The 17,902-nt window shown below is 72.9% G+C and carries 16 protein-coding genes; 7 read left to right on the forward strand and 9 right to left on the reverse strand.

Annotated elements, in window-relative coordinates:
- Nucleotides 1-27 precede the first annotated feature (27 nt).
- Nucleotides 28-1,221, forward strand: a complete 1,194-nt coding sequence (locus O1G21_RS13500) for a trypsin-like serine peptidase (RefSeq protein WP_270143643.1) — start codon at nt 28-30, stop codon at nt 1,219-1,221.
- Nucleotides 1,222-1,292: 71 nt separating this feature from the next.
- Here the strand turns inward: O1G21_RS13500 and hflX are convergent, their stop codons facing one another.
- The 5 genes from hflX to miaA all read right to left on the reverse strand — a co-directional run bounded on the left by hflX (nt 1,293) and on the right by miaA (nt 7,970).
- Nucleotides 1,293-2,795, reverse strand: coding sequence for a GTPase HflX (gene hflX / locus O1G21_RS13505; protein ID WP_270143644.1), 1,503 nt, complete (start codon nt 2,793-2,795; stop codon nt 1,293-1,295).
- Nucleotides 2,792-5,158 carry a RelA/SpoT family protein gene (locus O1G21_RS13510; RefSeq protein ID WP_270143647.1) on the reverse strand — a complete coding sequence of 789 codons (2,367 nt, stop codon included), beginning with the start codon at nt 5,156-5,158 and terminating at the stop codon, nt 2,792-2,794. The genes hflX and O1G21_RS13510 overlap by 4 nt, the downstream gene beginning before the upstream one ends.
- Before the next feature lie 169 nt (nt 5,159-5,327).
- Entirely contained in the window at nt 5,328-6,260 is a 933-nt protein-coding gene (dapF, locus tag O1G21_RS13515) for a diaminopimelate epimerase (protein ID WP_270143649.1), read from the reverse strand.
- Nucleotides 6,261-6,292: 32 nt separating this feature from the next.
- Nucleotides 6,293-6,805: a hypothetical protein gene (locus tag O1G21_RS13520; RefSeq protein ID WP_270143651.1), complete on the reverse strand. Its 513-nt coding sequence runs from the start codon at nt 6,803-6,805 to the stop codon at nt 6,293-6,295.
- Between the two features lie 229 nt (nt 6,806-7,034).
- On the reverse strand, nt 7,035-7,970 hold the full coding sequence (gene miaA, locus O1G21_RS13525) for a tRNA (adenosine(37)-N6)-dimethylallyltransferase MiaA (RefSeq protein ID WP_270143653.1): 936 nt from the start codon (nt 7,968-7,970) through the stop codon (nt 7,035-7,037).
- A gap of 180 nt (nt 7,971-8,150) precedes the next feature.
- On the opposite strand from miaA, the gene O1G21_RS13530 reads away from it, so the two are divergent.
- Nucleotides 8,151-8,405, forward strand: coding sequence for an antitoxin (locus tag O1G21_RS13530; protein ID WP_270143654.1), 255 nt, complete (start codon nt 8,151-8,153; stop codon nt 8,403-8,405).
- A gap of 5 nt (nt 8,406-8,410) precedes the next feature.
- On the opposite strand, the gene O1G21_RS13535 is transcribed toward O1G21_RS13530, so the two are convergent.
- Nucleotides 8,411-9,109 (reverse strand): class III extradiol dioxygenase subunit B-like domain-containing protein, encoded by a 699-nt coding sequence (locus tag O1G21_RS13535; protein ID WP_270143656.1) that lies wholly within the window; start codon nt 9,107-9,109, stop codon nt 8,411-8,413.
- A gap of 109 nt (nt 9,110-9,218) precedes the next feature.
- Nucleotides 9,219-10,721, reverse strand: a complete 1,503-nt coding sequence (miaB, locus tag O1G21_RS13540) for a tRNA (N6-isopentenyl adenosine(37)-C2)-methylthiotransferase MiaB (RefSeq protein ID WP_270143658.1) — start codon at nt 10,719-10,721, stop codon at nt 9,219-9,221.
- A 141-nt stretch (nt 10,722-10,862) separates the two neighbouring features.
- Here miaB and O1G21_RS13545 point away from each other — a divergent pair, with 141 nt between their 5' ends.
- Entirely contained in the window at nt 10,863-11,882 is a 1,020-nt protein-coding gene (locus O1G21_RS13545) for a TAXI family TRAP transporter solute-binding subunit (RefSeq protein ID WP_270143660.1), read from the forward strand.
- A 15-nt stretch (nt 11,883-11,897) separates the two neighbouring features.
- Here O1G21_RS13545 and O1G21_RS13550 read toward each other — a convergent pair whose 3' ends face one another.
- The gene (locus O1G21_RS13550) at nt 11,898-13,331 is read right to left on the reverse strand and encodes a sensor histidine kinase (RefSeq protein WP_270143662.1); all 1,434 of its coding nucleotides are present in this window, start codon (nt 13,329-13,331) and stop codon (nt 11,898-11,900) included.
- Between the two features lie 6 nt (nt 13,332-13,337).
- Nucleotides 13,338-14,096: a response regulator transcription factor gene (locus O1G21_RS13555; RefSeq protein ID WP_270143664.1), complete on the reverse strand. Its 759-nt coding sequence runs from the start codon at nt 14,094-14,096 to the stop codon at nt 13,338-13,340.
- Between the two features lie 391 nt (nt 14,097-14,487).
- Here O1G21_RS13555 and O1G21_RS13560 point away from each other — a divergent pair, with 391 nt between their 5' ends.
- The 4 genes from O1G21_RS13560 to O1G21_RS13575 all read left to right on the forward strand — a co-directional run bounded on the left by O1G21_RS13560 (nt 14,488) and on the right by O1G21_RS13575 (nt 17,902).
- A complete protein-coding gene (locus O1G21_RS13560) occupies nt 14,488-15,261 on the forward strand; it encodes an amino acid ABC transporter ATP-binding protein (RefSeq protein WP_270143666.1) in 774 nt (257 codons plus the stop codon).
- 119 nt (nt 15,262-15,380) lie between these two features.
- Nucleotides 15,381-16,283, forward strand: a complete 903-nt coding sequence (locus O1G21_RS13565) for a glutamate ABC transporter substrate-binding protein (protein WP_270143669.1) — start codon at nt 15,381-15,383, stop codon at nt 16,281-16,283.
- Between the two features lie 43 nt (nt 16,284-16,326).
- Complete coding sequence (locus tag O1G21_RS13570) at nt 16,327-16,977, forward strand: amino acid ABC transporter permease (RefSeq protein WP_270143671.1); 651 nt, start codon at nt 16,327-16,329, stop codon at nt 16,975-16,977.
- A 73-nt stretch (nt 16,978-17,050) separates the two neighbouring features.
- Entirely contained in the window at nt 17,051-17,902 is an 852-nt protein-coding gene (locus tag O1G21_RS13575) for an amino acid ABC transporter permease (protein ID WP_270143672.1), read from the forward strand.

A 17,902-nucleotide genomic window follows, 5' to 3' on the forward strand; every position in this document is an offset into this window, starting at 1 on the left:
CCGGCACCACCACGGGGACTCCTCAGCTTGCGCACCATCAGCACCAGCAGCACTGCCAGCACCAACGGAATCACCAGCGCCAATAGCGCCGTCGGCACCAGGGGACGGCGGGTCGCCGCGGCCGGCGCCGCGCTGCTCGCCGCCCTGACGCTCACCGCGGCCGCCTGCGGGCCGGACGGCCCCACCGCCCCGGTCACCCCGCCGGCGGCACTGCCCAAGGCCGCGCCCACCAGCCTGGGTGACCTGAGCGGCTGGAAGCTGGAGGACTGGGCCCGGTACGTCGCCGACAGCGGCTTCACCAACCAGACGGCCCCCGGCTACTGGACGACCGCCCGGATGGCGGCCGCCCGGGCCCGGCCCACCCCCGAGTACTCGCTGACCGCCGCCTCGCCGGCCACCGTCCAGCGGGACGCCCCGCCCGCCGCCGTCCAGGCCCGGCCGCAGCCGCACCCGTACGGCCGGGACTCCGCCCTGGTCGGCAAGCTGCTGATGACCACGCCCCAGGGCGACTCGGCCTGTTCCGCCACGGTGGTCTCCGACCCGCTCGACCCGGGCCGCAGCAACCTGGTCTTCACCGCCGCGCACTGCCTGCACGACGGCAGGGGCGGCGGCTGGGTGAAGAACCTGGTCTTCGTGCCCGCCTTCAACCGGGACGGACAGACGGGCAACCAGGACGGCCGGGGGGCCCGTGGCAAGCCGGACGACGACCGGCAGGCGGCCCCGTACGGCCGCTGGACGGCGGTGCGCGCGCTGGTGTCGCCGACCTGGCTCCAGGAGAGCGGCGTCGGCGCCCACGACCAGTACGACTACGGGATCGTCCGGGTGCGCGCCGAGTCCGGCTCCGGCCCCTCCCTGGAGGAGACCGTCGGCGGTTCCGTCCCGGTCTGGTTCAACGCCCCGCGCGAGCAGGTCACCTCGGCCGCCGCCTTCGGCTACCCGGTCGAGCGGCCCTTCGACGGCATGGAGCTGGAGCACTGCGACTCCACCGCCGCGCCGGGCCGGCTGTCCTTCGACCGGGCCCGCCCGCCGATGTACGTGATCGGCTGCACCATGACCGGCGGCGCGGGCGGCGGCGGCTGGTTCATCACCAAGGACGGCAAGCCCAACCTGGTCAGCGTCAGCTCGATCGGCGACCGCGGCCCGGCCGGGTACCTGGCCGGCCCGTCCCTGCAGGACCAGGCGAAGCAGGCCTTCGACTACTTCGCCAAGAACGTGAAGTAGCCCCCGGACGCGGTCGTCCGGGGGCTGGGCCCGTCCGACAAGATCCGCCGGACGGGCCTCGGCAGGTCGGCTCAGCCCTGCAGCGCGACCGCGAAGTGCTCCAGCTCGGCGGCCAGCTCGGCCGGCACCTTGGCGTGCAGCAGCGTGCCCTCGCCGGTGTGCTCGGTGGCGAGCAGCTCGCCCTCCTTGTGCACCCGGGAGACCAGCGCGCCCTGGGTGTAGGGCACCAGGGCCCGCACCTCGACGGCCGGCCGCGGCAGCTCGTCGTCGATGAGCTTCAGCAGCTCGTCGATGCCCGCGCCGCTGCGGGCCGACACCACGATGGCGTGCGGCTCGCGGCGCAGCAGTCGCTGCAGCACGTGCGGGTCGGCGGCGTCCGCCTTGTTGATCACCACGATCTCGGGCACGTTCTGCGCCTCGACCGAGACGATGACCTCACGGACGGCGGCCAGCTGCGTCTCCGGCTCGGGGTGCGAGCCGTCCACCACGTGCAGGATGAGGTCCGCGTCGGCGACCTCCTCCATGGTCGAGCGGAAGGCCTCGACCAGGTGGTGCGGCAGGTGCCGGACGAAGCCGACGGTGTCGGCCAGGGTGTACAGCCGCCCGCTCGGGGTCTGCGCCCGGCGCACGGTCGGGTCCAGGGTGGCGAACAGCGCGTTCTCCACCAGCACGCCCGCGCCGGTGAGCCGGTTGAGCAGGGAGGACTTGCCGGCGTTGGTGTACCCGGCGATGGCCACGGACGGCACCTGGTGGCGCTTGCGCTCCTGGCGCTTGGTGTCGCGGCCCTTCTTCATGTCGGCGATCTCCTTGCGGAGCTTCGCCATCTTCTCGCGGATCCGGCGCCGGTCGGTCTCGATCTTGGTCTCACCGGGACCACGGGTGGCCATGCCGCCGCCCGAGGAGCCGGAGCCACCGCCACCCATCTGCCGGGACAGCGACTGACCCCAGCCGCGCAGGCGCGGCAGCATGTACTGCATCTGCGCCAGCGAGACCTGCGCCTTGCCCTCCCGGGACTTGGCGTGCTGGGCGAAGATGTCCAGGATCAGGGCCGTCCGGTCGACGACCTTGACCTTGACCACGTCCTCCAGGTGGATCAGCTGGCCGGGGGTGAGCTCACCGTCGCAGACCACGGTGTCGGCGCCGCTGGAGGCGACGATGTCGCGCAGCTCCTGCGCCTTGCCGGAGCCGATGTAGGTGGCCGCGTCGGGCTTGTCGCGGCGCTGGATGACGCCGTCCAGGACCTCGGAGCCGGCCGTCTCGGCGAGCGCGGCGAGCTCGGCCATCGAGTTCTCCGCCTCCTCCAGGGTGCCGTCGGTCCAGACGCCGACGAGCACCACGCGCTCCAGGCGGAGCTGGCGGTACTCGACCTCGGTGACGTCTTCGAGTTCGGTGGAGAGGCCGGCGACCCGGCGCAGGGCTGCGCGCTCGCTGCGGTCGTACTGGTCGCCGTCGTAGTTGTGGCCGAGGTCCTCGTCGATGGCCGCGAGGTCCTCGTCCATGAGGGCTTCCGCCCGCAGACCGTCAAGGCGGCGCGTGGCGTCGGCGTGGTCGCGGGTGTCGAACGTGGAGGTCATTCTGTCCTTTGGTCGGTGGATTGCCGTGGTGGGGGCCCTTGGGTCCCGCCAGAGCTCCTCTGCCCTGAGAACGCCGTGGCCCGGCCGTGCATTCCCCATGATGGTCCCATGCCCGGCACGGGCCGGTCACCCCCATTTCCGCCGGAGTGCCGGGTCTGGGTCCCCTCGGGGGCGTGCGGGCGGCTCACGTCGTACACCCCGGAGACCTTGAGCATCGCCCGCATCAGGGCCGGCAGCGCGCCCGGTTCGGGCAGTTCGACGGTGTAGGTGTGCCGGACCCGCAGTTCCTGCGGCGGTTCGACCTCGGCGGAGACGATGCCGACGCCCTCGGCGGAGATCGCCGCGGTGAGGTCGGCGAGCAGCCGGGGCCGGTTCAGCGCCTCGGCCCGCAGGGTGGCCCGCAGCAGGGTGGCCCGGTGGCCGGCCGCAGGGCCGTCCGCCGGCTGCCAGCGGACCTCCAGCTCGGCGCGCCCGTCCGCGCGCAGCCGCTGCCCGGCGGGGCAGCCGGTGCGGTGCACGGCCACCGCGCCGCCGCGGATCGGGTAGCCGGCCACCTCGTCCGGGGGGACGGGCGTGCAGCAGCGGGCCAGTCGCACCGTCGCCCCCGGCCGGCCGACCACCGCGACCGGCGCGGCCCGGCGCTCGCCCGCCGGGTGCGCGGGCGGGGCGGGCTGGCCGCCGGCCGGGCCGGTGCGCACCACCGGCAGGCGGGCCGGGTGGTCGGCCAGCCAGCGCTCGATGGCCAGCCGGGCGGCGGGGGTGCGGACGTGCGCCAGCCACTCCGGCGACGGGCCGGAGGGTTCGGCGCCGCGCGGGCCGCCACCGGCCGGGAGGCTCTCGGTGAGCACCGCGAGCACGTCACCGTCCTGCAGCACGGTGGACAGCGCGGTCAGCCGGCCGTTGACCCGGGCGCCGATACATCGGTGGCCGGTCTCCTCGCCGAGCAGGTAGGCGGCGTCCACGCAGCTGGCCCCGGCCCTGAGCTGAAGCGTTTCACCACTCTCCGTCACCACGGTGATCTCGCGGTCGCCGGCCAGGTCGGCGGTGAGCGCGGACCAGAAGGCGTCCGGGTCGGGGGTCTCCTGCTGCCACTCCAGCAGCCGGCTGAGCCAGCCGGGCCGGGCCGGATCGGTGCGGTCCAGCTCGTCGGCGTCCTGGGCGGCGCCGCTCCGGGACGGGTCGCCGAGCGCGACCACCCCGGTCTCGGCCACCTCGTGCATCCGCCGGCTCCGGACCAGCACCTCGACCACCTCGCCGTCCAGCGCCACGGCGGTGTGCAGCGACTGGTACAGGTTGAACTTGGGGGCGGCGACGAAGTCCTTGAACTCCCCGGGCAGCGGCGTCCAGCAGGTGTGCAGCTCGCCGAGCACCGCGTAGCAGTCGGCGTTCTCCTCGACCACCACCAGCAGCCGCCCGAAGTCGGCCGGCTGCGGCCGCTGCGGCTGCCCGTCCGGCCCGGGCGCGGCGGCCCGCTTGAGCAGCACCCGGTGCAGCGAGACGCAGTGCCGGGGCCGGACGGTCACCTCGGCGGCGACCCCGGTCTCGGCCAGCTGGCGGGCCAGCTGCCGGGCGAAGGGCTCCAGCAGGGTGTCCGGCTCGGCCTCGTGAGCGGCCATCAGGGCGCGGGTGCGGGCGTGCTCCTCGGGGTGCAGGGTGGCGAAGACGATGTCCTCCAACTCCGCCTTGAGCACCTGGATGCCGAGCCGCTCGGCCAGCGGGATCAGCACGTCCCGGGTGACCTTGGCGATCCGCACCTGGCTGGCCGGCTTCATGTGCCGGATGGTGCGCATGTTGTGCAGCCGGTCGGCGAGCTTGATCACCATCACCCGGACGTCGTCCCCGGTGGCGACCAGCATCTTGCGGAAGGTCTCGGCCTCGGCGGCGGCGCCGAAGTCGACCTTCTCCAGCTTCGTCACCCCGTCGACCAGATAGGCGACTTCGGGCCCGAACCCGGCACCCACCTGGTCCAGCGTCAACTCGGTGTCCTCGACCGTGTCGTGGAGCAGCGAGGCGACCAGGGTGGTCGTCCCGGCGCCGAGTTGGGCCAGGATCATGGTGACGGCCAGCGGATGGGTGATGTACGGCTCACCGCTCTTGCGTTTCTGGCCGCGGTGGCTGGCCTCGGCCAGCCGGTAGGCCCGGGCCAGCAGGGCGAGGTCCGCCTGCGGATGGTGCTGCCGGTGGACCCGGACCAGCGGCTCCAGGGCGTCCGGCACGGGCGGGCGCCCGGTGGCCAGTAACGCGGCCCGCCCCGCCCGGCCGAGGGCGGCCCGGCCGAGCTCTCCCAGGGGCCGCCTGGCCCCGGCCTGCCGTGCGCTCGTCGGCCGCCCCGCGAGAGGGGGCTGCCCGGCTTCGATGGTCATCGGCACCTCCGGCAACGTCGCCGGGCGCTGCCCCTCCCCGCGGGGGTGATCGACCCGGTGGTCCATGCTACCGAGCGGAGCACGTTCCGCGACGCCGTGATTCCCGTCCGCGACCGGTATCACCCGATCGGGGGGATTCGTCGCCGCACGAATTGGGCAAACCGGGCCGTCAGCGCCAGCGCTTCTCAGACAAGCCCTGGCTCAGCGACTCCCACCAGCGCCCGTCCAGCCGCCCCTCGGCCACGATCACCGCCGGCCCGGTCATCTCCACCCGGCCGTCCGGGTGCTCGGTGATGACCAGGCGGCCGCCCAGCACGTCCACGGTGTACGAGACCGCCTCGCCGGTCACCGCCGGGTCCGCGCCGTCCCGGCGGATGGCCGCCACCGCGACGGCGCAGGCGCCGGTGCCGCAGGAGCGGGTCTCGCCCGAGCCGCGCTCGTGCACCCGCATCGCGACGTGCCGCGGGCCGCGGTCCACCACGAACTCGACGTTGACGCCTTCCGGGTAGACGCCCTCGGGGCTGGTGAGCGGAGCGGTGAAGAGGCTCCCGGCGTGGTCCAGGCTCTCCACGAAGGCCACCGCGTGCGGGTTGCCCATGTTGACGTTCAGGGCGGGCCAGCGCCGCTCGCCGACCGCGACCTCGATGCCGTCCGGTCCGGGCAGTCGGGCGCGGCCCATGTCGATGGTGACCTCGCCGGGCGTGCCGTCCTCGGCGTCCTCGGCGACCTTCGCGGTGAGCACCCCGGAGCGGGTGGCGATCGCCAGCTCGCCGGGCTTCGCCAGGCCGGCCTCGACCAGGAATCGGGCGAAGACCCGCAGACCGTTGCCGCACATCTCGGCGATGCTGCCGTCGGAGTTGCGGTAGTCCATGAACCACTCGGCCCGGTCGGCCAGGTCCGCGGCGGCCGGGTCGGCGGCGGCGCGGACCACCCGCAGCAGCCCGTCGCCACCGATGCCGGCCCGCCGGTCGCACAGCGCGGCGACGGCCTCCGGGCCGATCTCCAGCACGCCGTCCGGGTCCGGCACGATCACGAAGTCGTTCTGGGTGCCGTGGCCCTTGAAGAAGGGGAGACCGGCCCGCTGGGGAGAGGATGCGCTCACCCCTCCGATTGTATGGAGGTCCGGCGAACCGCTCAGCGCAGGTAGGCGACCCGCCAGACCGCGAGCGCGCAGCCGGCCAGCGCGATCAGGGTGTAGACCACGATGGCCTTCCAGCCGGCCCGCTGCCCGGAGCCCCGGCGCGGCAGCCCCGGCCACTTGTAGCCGGCGTGCCGGGCGGCCATCGCGCCCCAGCCGAACGAGGCCGCGGTGAACAGCAGCCCGAGCATCCCCACCATGGTGGCCCGTGCGCCGGCCGAGCCGAAGGCGAGCGGGAAGGCGAACATCAGCGATCCGAGGGTGCCGAGCAGGGCGATCGGCAGGGTCTGCCACCAGCGGAGCCGGCGCCGCGGCCGGATCTCCCGCTCGTGCACGGCGGCGTCCGGCGGGGTGCGGGTGTCCAGCGCGGGCACCGCGGCCGCGTACGAGGTCGGCGCCTCCAGGCCGGTCAGCACGGGGAGGTCACCCATCGTCGACTCGTCGAACTCCTCGGCCGGTGCGGTGACGCTCCCGCTCTGGCCGGGTTCGGGGCCGGTACCCGTCGACACACGGCCTCCCCTGACAGTTCGACACGAGCGGACTCGCGGCCGGGCACGGTCGACCCGTGCGGGCCGACCCTTATGGCATCGATGATGGCATGTCCAGAGGGGGCGTTCGGGGCCTGACCGGGGTCCTCGGGTGATCCGTGGCCATCACGTGATCCGGCCGTGACCCCCGGTTCGTCCTGCACGGTCACCTGCGCGCGCAGGTGCACCGCCGAATTGGCCGGAACACGTCCTATGCGGCCGGAACTCCCTGACCACCGATCAGTTCCAGGGAGTGTTCCAGCAGCTCGACCGGGTCGGTGCCGGCCGGTCGGGAGAGCCAGTGGATGCGGTCGTCCCGGCGGAACCAGGACTCCTGACGGCGGGCGAAGCGCTTGGTGGCCCGGACGGTCTCGGCCCTCGCCTCGTCCTCGGTGCACTCGCCGGCGAAGTGGTCGAGCACCTGCTGGTAGCCGAGCGCCCGGGAGGCGGTCCGGCCCTCCCGCAGTCCGGCCTTCTCCAGCTCCCGCACCTCGTCCAGCAGCCCGGCCTGCCACATCCGGTCGACCCGCAGCGTGATCCGCTCGTCCAGTTCGGGGCGCGGGACGGCGACGCCGATCTGCACCGCCTCGTACACCGCGGTGTTGCTCGGCAGGTTGGCGGTGAACGGCTGCCCGGTGATCTCGATGACCTCCAGTGCGCGGACGATCCGCCGCCCGTTGCCGGTCAGGATCGCCTCGGCGGCCGCCGGGTCCAACTCGGCCAGCCGCCGGTGCAGCGCGTACGGGCCGGCCTGCTCCAGTTCGGCCTCCAGCCGGGCGCGCACCTCGGGGTCGGTGCCGGGGAACTCCATCTCGTCGATCGCGGCCCGGACGTACAGGCCGGAGCCACCGACCAGGACGGGGGTGCGCCCGGCCGCGAGCAGCCGGTCGATCTCGGCCCGGGCCAGTCGCTGGTACTCGGCGACGCTGGCCGCCTCGGTGACGTCCCAGACGTCCAGCAGGTGGTGCGGCACTCCCCCGCGCTCGTCCATGGTCAGCTTGGCGGTGCCGATGTCCATGCCCCGGTACAGCTGCATCGAGTCGGTGTTGATCACCTCGCCGCCGAGGCTGCGGGCGATGGCGACGGCCAGGTCGGACTTTCCGGCGGCGGTCGCGCCGACGATGCTGATCACACGGGAGCTGCTCACCGCTCCAGTCTCGCAAACCGCCGCGGCACCCGGGACCGGGCTGCCGCCCGCCCCCGACTGCGCGAGGATATGACTGTTCCCCGGACTGTCTCCGGCCGCTTCCGCAGTCGACCGTCGTTTTGCGAACGCTTTACCCGTCCCGCGCGTTGTGACAGGAGACAGGGTACGAAGGAGATCGCCATGGGTCTGATGGACAAATTCAAGGGCAAGGCCGAGGAGCTCAAGGAGAAGGCCAGCGAGCTGGCGGGCAAGCACAGCGACCAGATCGAGCACATCGTGGACAAGGCCGGCGACGCGATCGACAAGGCCACCAAGGGCAAGTACAGCGAGAAGATCGAGCACGGCGCCGGCAAGGCCAAGGACGCGGTCGGCGACTTCGCCCACAAGCCGAAGCCGGGCGGCGAGGGGCAGACCCCCCAGCCCCCGCAGCCGTAAGCCGATCAGTTCCAGGACGCCACGAAGTACCCCACCCCGTACGGCGCGTCCTGGTACCCCAGCCGCGCGGTGAGGCCGGCGCCCTCGGCGGCGCCGGCCAGCACCTGCCAGGGCGCCCGGCCCTCGGCCTTGAGCTCGGCGGCCAGCGTCGGGTCGACGGCGGCGAGGGCGGGCAGGTCGGCCGAGCCCAGGGCTGCGGCCAGCGCGGCGTCGAAGCCCTCGGCCCGCTCGTCCAGGTAGCCGGGCGCCTTCACCGAGCGGCAGGCGCTGCCGTCGCCGAGCACCAGCAGGGCGACCCGGTCGGCGAGGCCGGCCAGGCCCTGGCCGAGGCCGAGCATCCGGTCGGCGGGGGCGTCGGCGGGCACCGCGCAGGCGTGCGTCGGCAGGGTCACCCCGGCACGCTCCAGCAGCCAGGCGCCGACGGTCAGCGAGGGCGCCAGCTCCGGCCCCTCGACCCGGTCGCCGGGCAGCTTGGCGACCAGCGGCACCCCGTAGCGGTGGAAGGAGCCGGCCCCGCCCTCGGTCCACACCTCGGCCTCCGGCCCGGCGCCGACCACCACGACCAGCTGCGGCTCGGCCGCGACCAGCGCCGCCAGCGCCTCGTCGCAGGCGGCGCGCAGCGCGTCCAGCTCGGGCGCGGCCCCGGCGGCGACCTCGGGGACGAGCAGCGGCGGACAGGGGCACACGGCGGCGGCTACCAGCATGCTGATCACTCTAGGGCCTGTCGCCCGGGTCCCGGTGACGCTCCCGCACACGGCAACGGCCCGGCGGAAGCACCAACGCTCCCGCCGGGCCGCCGTCACGGCACGTGGGTCAGTCGCCGCAGCAGGCGCCGCCCGCCGGGGCGGCCAGCGGCAGCTCGGCCGGGGCGCCGATCTTCGGCAGGCCGAGCATCACGCCGGCCGGCTTGTCGGCGGGCTTGGCCTGGCGCTTCTCCCAGGCGTCGCCCGCCCGGGTGCGGCGCACGGCGAGCACCGGGCCCTCGGCCAGCAGGTGGTGCGGGGCGGCGTAGGTGATCTCGACGGTCACCATGTCGCCCGGGCGCACCGGCTCGTCCGGCTTGCTGAAGTGGACGAGGCGGTTGTCGGGCGCGCGCCCGGACAGCCGCTGGGTCCGGTCGTCCTTCTTGCCCTCGCCCTCGGCGACCAGGACCTCCAGGGTGCGGCCGACCTGCTTCTTGTTCTCGTCCCAGGAGATCTCCTCCTGCAGGGCGATCAGCCGGTCGTAGCGGGCCTGGACGACCTCCTTCGGCACCTGGTCAGCCATCTCCGCGGCGGGGGTGCCGGGGCGCTTGGAGTACTGGAAGGTGAAGGCGTTGGTGAAGCGGGCCTCGCGGACGACGTGCATCGTCTCCTCGAAGTCCTCCTCGGTCTCGCCGGGGAAGCCCACGATGATGTCGGTGGAGATGGCCGCGTCCGGCATCGCCTCGCGGACCTTGCGGATGATCCCGAGGAAACGCTCCTGCCGGTAGGAGCGGCGCATCGCCTTGAGGACGCGGTCCGAGCCGGACTGCAGCGGCATGTGCAGCTGGTGCATCACGCTCGGGGTCTCGGCCATCGCCGCGATCACGTCGTCGGTGAAGTCGCGCGGGTGCGGCGAGGTGAAGCGGATCCGCTCCAGGCCCTCGATCCGGCCGGCGGCGCGCAGCAGCTTGGAGAAGGCCTCGCGGTCGCCCAGGTCGGAGCCGTAGGCGTTGACGTTCTGGCCGAGCAGGGTCACCTCGATGACGCCCTCGTCCACCAGCGCCTCGATCTCGGCGAGGACGTCGCCGGGACGGCGGTCCTCCTCCTTGCCGCGCAGCGCGGGGACGATGCAGAAGGTGCAGGTGTTGTTGCAGCCGACCGAGATGGCGACCCAGGCCGCGTACGCCGACTCGCGGCGGGTCGGCAGCGTGGAGGGGAAGGTCTCCAGGGACTCGAGGATCTCGACCTGGGCCTTGCGCTCGACGGCGGCCCGCTCCAGCAGCGCCGGCAGGTGGCCGATGTTGTGGGTGCCGAACACCACGTCGACCCAGGGGGCGCGCTTGACGATGGTCTCGCGGTCCTTCTGGGCCAGACAGCCGCCGACGGCGATCTGCATGCCCTGGTGGCGGCTCTTGGCCGGCGCGAGCTGTCCGAGGTTGCCGTACAGCTTGTTGTCGGCGTTCTCGCGCACCGCGCAGGTGTTGAACACGACCAGGTCCGGGTCGCCGTCCGGCCCGGCCTTGACGTACCCGGCGTCCTCGAGCAGGCCGGACAGCCGCTCGGAGTCGTGGACGTTCATCTGACAGCCGTGCGTGACGACCTTGTAGCTCTTCAATCCGCTCTCACCGCTCACCAGACCAGGGTACGGGCAGCCGCGGGCCGCCATTCCCCGGATCTTCGACAGGCCGGTCCCGGATCTCCACCGGGCCGGTCCCGGCGCTTTCCGCCGGCCGTTCCCCTCCCGTTCGGCCGGAGCTCCTGGCAGTATCCCTGCATGGCCCCCACCAATCCGTCACGTCTCGGCGCCGCCGTCCGCCGCGCGGCCCGCAGCCCGTTGTGGCGGACGGTGCTGGTGCTGGTGCTGCTGGTGGCCGGCCTGGGCGGCTGGTGGCTGTCGGCGGGCCGCTCGCCCGGCTACCCGCGCGGGGAGACCCGCTTCGCGACCGGCGTCCCGCGCGGGGTCTACGACCGGTACGGGCAGCTGCTGCAGTCCCACGTGTCGCAGACCATGCCGGGGGTGCGGCTGGCCCTGGACAGCACCGACGGCTCGGTGGAGAACCTGACCCGGGTGATCACCGGCCAGGACACCTTCGCCATCGCCACCGCCGACGCGGTCGCCGCCTACCAGGGCCCCGGCAAGGGCAGGCTGCGGGCGATCGCCCGGCTGTACGACGACTACCTGCAGCTGATCGTCCCGGCCGACTCCCCGGTGCACCGCACCGCCGACCTCAAGGGCCTGCGGGTCGGCGTCGGGCTGAAGCAGTCCGGGGTGAACCTGGTGACCAGGCAGCTGCTGACCGCGGCCGGCCTGGACCCGGACCACGACATCACCCCGGTCCCGGCGGGTGTCAGCGACGGCTCCGACGATCTGCGCGCGGGCAAGATCGACGCCTTCTTCTGGTCCGGCGGCCTGCCGACCAGCGCGCTCACCGACCTCTCCGACCACATGCGGATCCGGATCGTCCCGCTGGCCGACCTGTCCGAGGCACTGCACAAGACGGAGGGTGACGGCGTCGACGCCTACCGGGCGGCCACCATGCCCAAGGGCACCTACCCGAACGCCGAGCCCAAGGACCCGGTCGCCACCATGGCCGTGCCCAACCTGCTGATCACCCGGGACGACGTGGACCCGAGCCTGGTCGAGGGCATGACCCGGGCGGTGATAGACAGCCGGGACCAGATCGGCGCCCAGGTGCACGCCGCCCAGCTGGTCGACCTGCGCACCGCCGTCTACACCGACCCGCTCCCGCTGCACGAGGGCGCGGCGCGCTACTACCGGTCCGTGAAGCCGTAGGAACCCGAGAGGCCGCTAAGGCCTTTCCGGCCGCGGCACCACCAGGGTCACCGCGAGCCCGGTCGGCTTGACCGGGGCGAAGCCGAGCGAGCCGCCGCCGGCCGCCAGCAGGGTGCGGGCGATGGACAGGCCCAGCCCGGAGCCGTCCACGTTCTGGTGCCGCGGGCTGCGCCAGAACCGGTCCCCGGCCCGGGACAGCTCGTCCTCGGTCAGCCCGGGCCCGGCGTCGCTGACGGTCACCGCGACCTCGTCCCGGCGCACCGCGACCCGCAGTCGCACCTGGCTGCCGGACGGGCCGAACTTGAGCGCGTTGTCCAGGACGGCGTCCAGCGCGGAGCCGAAGCCGATCGGGTCCGCCATGCCGATCGCCAGCGCCGGGCCGTCCCAGGTCAGGTCGATCCCCCGCTGCTCGGCCACCGGCCGCCAGCCGTCCACCCGGGCGAGGGTCAGCTGGGCGAGGTCGGTCTGCTCGGGTTCGGGGCGGGCGTGCTCGGCGGTGGCCAGCCCGAGCAGGTCGTCCAGCACCCGGGCCAGCCGGGTGCCCTCCTCCCGGACGCCGCTGAGCTCCTCCTCGTGGCCCTCGGGCAGTTCCAGGCCGAGCACCTCGACCCGCAGCAGCAGCGCCGAGAGCGGGTTGCGCAGCTGGTGCGAGGCGTCCGCGACGAAGGCCTTCTGCTGGTCCATGGCGTGCACCACGTGGTCCGCCATCTCGTTGAACGAGCGTGCCAGCCGCTGGAGTTCGGGCGGGCCGCCGCCGGGCGCGACCCGCGCGGCCATCCGGCCGGTGGCGATGTCGTGGGTGGCCCGGTCCAGGGTGCGCACCGGGCGCAGCACCCACTCGGTGAGCCGCACGGCCAGCACCACGGCGACGGCCATCGCGGCGGCCTCGCCGCCGGCCAGCACCAGCCACTTGTGCAGCACCCGGGCCCGCAGCGCCCCGGTCGGGGACTCGCTCAGCACCACCGCGACCACGTCGCCGTCGCGCACCACCGGGGCGGCGACGGTGATCGTCCGGTCCTCGGTCCACGGCCAGACCTGCGGCGGGTTGTGGCTGCGTCGCCCGTCCAGCGCCTCCTGGAAGGCCTGGGCGCCCCAGCCGGCGGCGGGCACCCGCCAGTCGCGGGGCGCGACCGCGATCGGCGAGCCGTCGCGCTGGAAGATGCCCAGGCGCACGCCGTACAGGTCGAAGTAGCGCTGGACCTCGGCTTCGATCGCGTGCCGCCGGCTGAGGTCGCCGGGGGCTGGCTCCGGGTCGGCCTTGAAGGCGGAGTCCAGGGCGCCGGCCCCCGAGGTGGGCAGGTCCTGGGCGAAGCGGGCGGCGTCGTCCAGCCGGTCGACCACCACCCTGCTCTGCTCGGCCGCCGCGAACGCCGCCGCGAGCGGCAGCCCCAGGGCGGCCAGGACGCAGAGCATGAGGGCGATCAGGATGCCGAGCAGGCGGGTGCGCACGTGCGGTCAGTGCTCCGCGGGGGCGGACGGGGCCTGGTCGGCCGCGGTGGAGGTCGGGCCGTCGGGGATCAGCCGGTAGCCGACGCCGCGCACGGCCTCGACCAGGCCCGGCAGCGCGAGCTTGTTGCGCAGCGAGCCGATGTGCACCTCCAGGGTGCGGCCGTTGCCCTCCCAGCCGCTGCGCCAGACCTCGCTGAAGATCTGCTCGCGCCGGTAGACCACGCCGGGGCTCTGGGCGAGCAGCGCCAGCAGGTCGAACTCCTTGCGGGTGAGCGGCACGTCGCGGCCGTCCACGCTGACCCGGCGGCGCTCCCGGTCGATCCGGATGCCGCGGGACTCCAGCGGGCCGCGCTGCTGCGGCACGGTGTCGGGCGCGGGCACCGCGACCGAGGACGGCTGGGCGCCGCGGCGGGCGACGGCGTGGATGCGGGCGAGCAGCTCGCCCATGTCGTACGGCTTGGTGACGTAGTCGTCGGCGCCCAGGTTGAGGCCGTGGATCCGGGAGCGGATGTCGGCGCGGGCGGTCACCATGATCACCGGCACGCCGCTGCCGGCCCGGATCCGGCTGCACACCTCGAAGCCGTCGCGGTCGGGCAGCCCGAGGTCGAGCAGCACGACGCGGTACGGCTCGTTGCCGTCCGGCACCAGGGCGTCCAGCGCCTCGTGCCCGCTGCGGGCGTGCCGCACCTGGAAGCCGTGCCGGCCGAGCACCGCGACCAGCGCCGCGGCCACGCGTTCGTCGTCCTCGACGAGCAGCAGTCGCATCCCGTACTCCTCCCTCCCCCACCTGGTCGCCGGGCCGATTCGGTCGGGGCCCGGTCCTGCGCAGTATGGGCCAGCGGGCGGCTCGGCGCCAGGTTCGACCGCGGACCGGGCTCGTGGGGGACGGCGAGCACCGGCGCGGATTCCCGCTGTGACATGCCCCGTCGACGCCTTCGCGAACAGTGCGTACGCGTCGTGTGTCCGTTTCGTGATGCTCAAGTTCCGCTCAGATCGGCTGACGGGGCACCGTCAGCACTCCTATGGTCGCCCCACCGGGGGCTGCGGCTCCGCCGGTCGCGGCTCCCGGATTCGCACCACCTTTGCCACCCAAGGGAGTTGGGACTTCTCGGGTAGGCACGAAACGACCCAGTTCGACACAGAGGGAGCAGGCGCGATGACCGAGAGCCCGGTCGAGGACTCCACCCCCGCAGCCGCCCCGCTGGTCGTGCTGAGCAAGGTCAACAAGCACTACGGCGCGCTGCACGTGCTGCAGGACATCAACCTGGAGATCAACCAGGGCGAGGTGGTCGTGCTGATCGGCCCGTCCGGCTCGGGCAAGTCCACGCTCTGCCGGACGATCAACCGGCTGGAGACGATCGACTCCGGCACGATCACCCTGTCCGGCCGCCCGCTGCCCGCCGAGGGCCGGGAGCTGGCCCGGCTGCGGGCCGAGGTCGGCATGGTGTTCCAGGGCTTCAACCTGTTCGCCCACAAGACCGTGCTGGAGAACGTGGTCCTGGCCCAGGTCAAGGTCCGCAAGGTGCTCCGTTCGCACGCCACGAAGACCGCCCGCGAGCTGCTCGAGCGGGTCGGCGTCGGGGCGCAGGCGGACAAGTACCCGGCCCAGCTCTCCGGCGGCCAGCAGCAGCGCGTGGCGATCGCCCGGGCGCTGGCGATGAAGCCGAAGGTGATGCTCTTCGACGAGCCCACCTCGGCGCTCGACCCGGAGATGGTCAACGAGGTGCTGGAGGTCATGCGCCAGCTGGCCGCCGACGGCATGACCATGGTCGTCGTCACCCACGAGATGGGCTTCGCCCGCTCCGCCGCCAACCGGGTGCTGTTCATGGCCGACGGGAAGATCGTCGAGCAGAACACCCCGGAGGCGTTCTTCACCGCGCCGCGCTCCGACCGCGCCAAGGACTTCCTGTCGAAGATCCTGCACCACTGACGCTTCGAGATCACGCGGGGCCGCCGCCGGCAACGGCGCCGGCCGGCCCTGCCCGTGCACGACTTCCAGACGCCAGAGCCCGGTCGACACCGTGGCCCAGCCCCAGGAGTACAACCCTCATGAGGACTTCCCGCACCCTCGCCGTCGCGCTCTGTGCCGTCGCGCTCACCGCCACCGCCGCCTGCGGCAAGGACGGCACCCCGGCCTCCAGCGCGGCCAGCGTGAGCAGCGCCCCGCCGCTGCCGACCTACACGGTCAAGACGGACGTCAAGGTCGACTCCCCGGTCCTCGCCGAGGCCAAGAAGCGCGGCCAGCTGATCATCGGCGCCAAGGCCGACCAGCCGAACCTCGGCTGGGAGGACGTCGCCAGCGGCGACCGCAGCGGCTTCGACATCGAGATCGCCAAGATGATCGCCGCCGACCTCGGTTTCACCCCGCAGCAGATCAAGTGGCAGACCCTGGTCTCCTCGCAGCGCGAGCCGGCCATCGCCAAGGGCCAGATCGACTTCTACGTCGGCACCTACAGCATCAACGACGAGCGCAAGAAGACGGTCTCCTTCGCCGGCCCGTACTACATCGCCGGCCAGGACTTCCTGGTGAAGAGCGACAACACCTCGATCACCGGCCCGGAGAGCGTCAACGGCAAGAACATCTGCACCGCCACCGGCTCGACCTCGATCAAGAACATCCAGCAGTACAGCCCGAAGATCACCCAGTTCGACACCTACTCGGCCTGCGTCGAGAAGCTGATGAACAACGAGGTCGACGCGGTCACCACCGACGACGCGATCCTCAAGGGCTACGCCTCCAAGTACGCCCCCAAGCTCAAGGTGGTCGGCAAGCCGTTCACCAAGGAGAACTACGGCGTCGGCCTGAACAAGGACGACAAGGCGCTGCGCGACGCGATCAGCGACGCCCTCAAGGCCCACGAGGACAACGGCGACTGGAAGAAGGCCTACGACGCGACCCTCGGCGCGTCCGGCTCGGCCGCGCCGGAGATCCCCACCCTCGACCGCTACTGACCGACTCCCGCTTCCCGACCATCTGTGAGAGGAGGGCCGCCGGATGGGGTTCCTGTTCGAGCAGGACAACTTCGCGTTGTTCCGCGACGGCTTCCTGCAGACGATCGAGCTGAGCGCGCTCAGCGCCCTGCTCGCCCTGCTGCTGGGCACCCTGCTGGCGGCCTTCCGGGTCTCCCCGGTGCCGGTCCTGCGCGCCTTCGGCACCACCTGGGTGACGCTGTTCCGCAACACCCCGCTGACCCTGCTGTTCTTCGCCGTCACCTTCGGCCTGCCGCCGCTGGGCGTGCACTTCAGCCACCTCACCTTCGCGGCGCTGGCGCTCGGCGGGTACACCGCCTCGTTCGTCTGCGAGGTGATCCGCTCCGGCATCAACACCGTGCCGCTCGGCCAGGCCGAGGCGGCCCGCAGTCTCGGCATGAGCTTCTTCCAGACCCTCACCCTGGTGATCCTGCCGCAGGCCACCCGGACCGTCCTGGCCCCGATGAGCAGCGTGTTCATCGCGCTGCCGAGGAACTCGGCGATCGCCGGCGCGTTCAGCGTCGGCGAGCTGTACAGCGCCCAGCAGACCTTCTCCGAGCGCGGCTACTCGATCTTCTCGATCTTCTTCTGGGTGGCCTGCGCCTACCTGCTGATCAGCGCGACGGTCGCCTCCTTCTTCCGCTTCCTGGAATCCCGACTGGCGGTGGTCCGATGAGCGAGCGCAGCGAGCACATCATCAAGAGGCGCGCATGGGCGAATGCCCCTGCCGAGCGCAGCGAGGTGGGCGCATGAGTCTCTTCCAGCGCCAGGGCGGCTCGGCGAGCGTCCTCTACGACATCCCCGGCCCCCGGACCCGCGCCCGCTACCGCCTGTTCGGCGTCCTCTCGGTGCTCGGCATCGCCGGACTGCTCTGGTACGCCGTCAGCGCGCTCGCCGACAACGGCCAGTTCGACGCCGACCTGTGGGACCCGTTCCAGTACAACTTCGTCCAGCAGATGATCGTGGACGGCCTGCTGGCCACCCTGAAGGCCTTCGGCCTGGCGGCGGCCTTCTCGCTCACCCTGGGCGCGCTGCTGGCCTCCGGGACGCTCTCCGACCACAAGCCGGTCCGCTGGGCCTGCACCGCGGTCGTCCAGTTCTTCCGGGCGATGCCGCTGCTGATCCTGATCGTCGCGCTCTACTACGCGTTCTTCGCCAAGGACCCGATGTGGGCGCTGGTGCTCGGCCTCACCTTCTACAACGGCTCGGTCCAGGCCGAGATCATCCGCAGCGGCGTCAACGCCGTCCCGCGCGGGCAGGGCGAGGCGGCGTACGCCCTCGGGATGCGCAAGACCCAGGTGATGTCCGCCATCCTGGTGCCGCAGGCCGTCCGCTCGATGCTGCCGTCGATGATCGGCCAGCTGGTCGTCACCCTCAAGGACACCTCGCTGGGCTACATCATCACGTACAACGAGCTGCTGTTCATGGGCAAGAAGATCGCCGGCCAGCCGATGAACGCCGCGGGCTTCCCCTACATCCCCGTGGTGCTGGTGATCGCCCCGATCTACATCGCGCTGTGCCTGCTGCTGACCGCGCTCGCGCGGTGGATCGAAGCACGCGGCCGTCGCGGCGCGAACCGGCGCACTTCAGCTGCTGCTTGA

Source organism: Kitasatospora cathayae (genome assembly GCF_027627435.1).
In the GTDB taxonomy this organism is placed as follows: Bacteria; Actinomycetota; Actinomycetes; order Streptomycetales; family Streptomycetaceae; genus Kitasatospora; species Kitasatospora cathayae.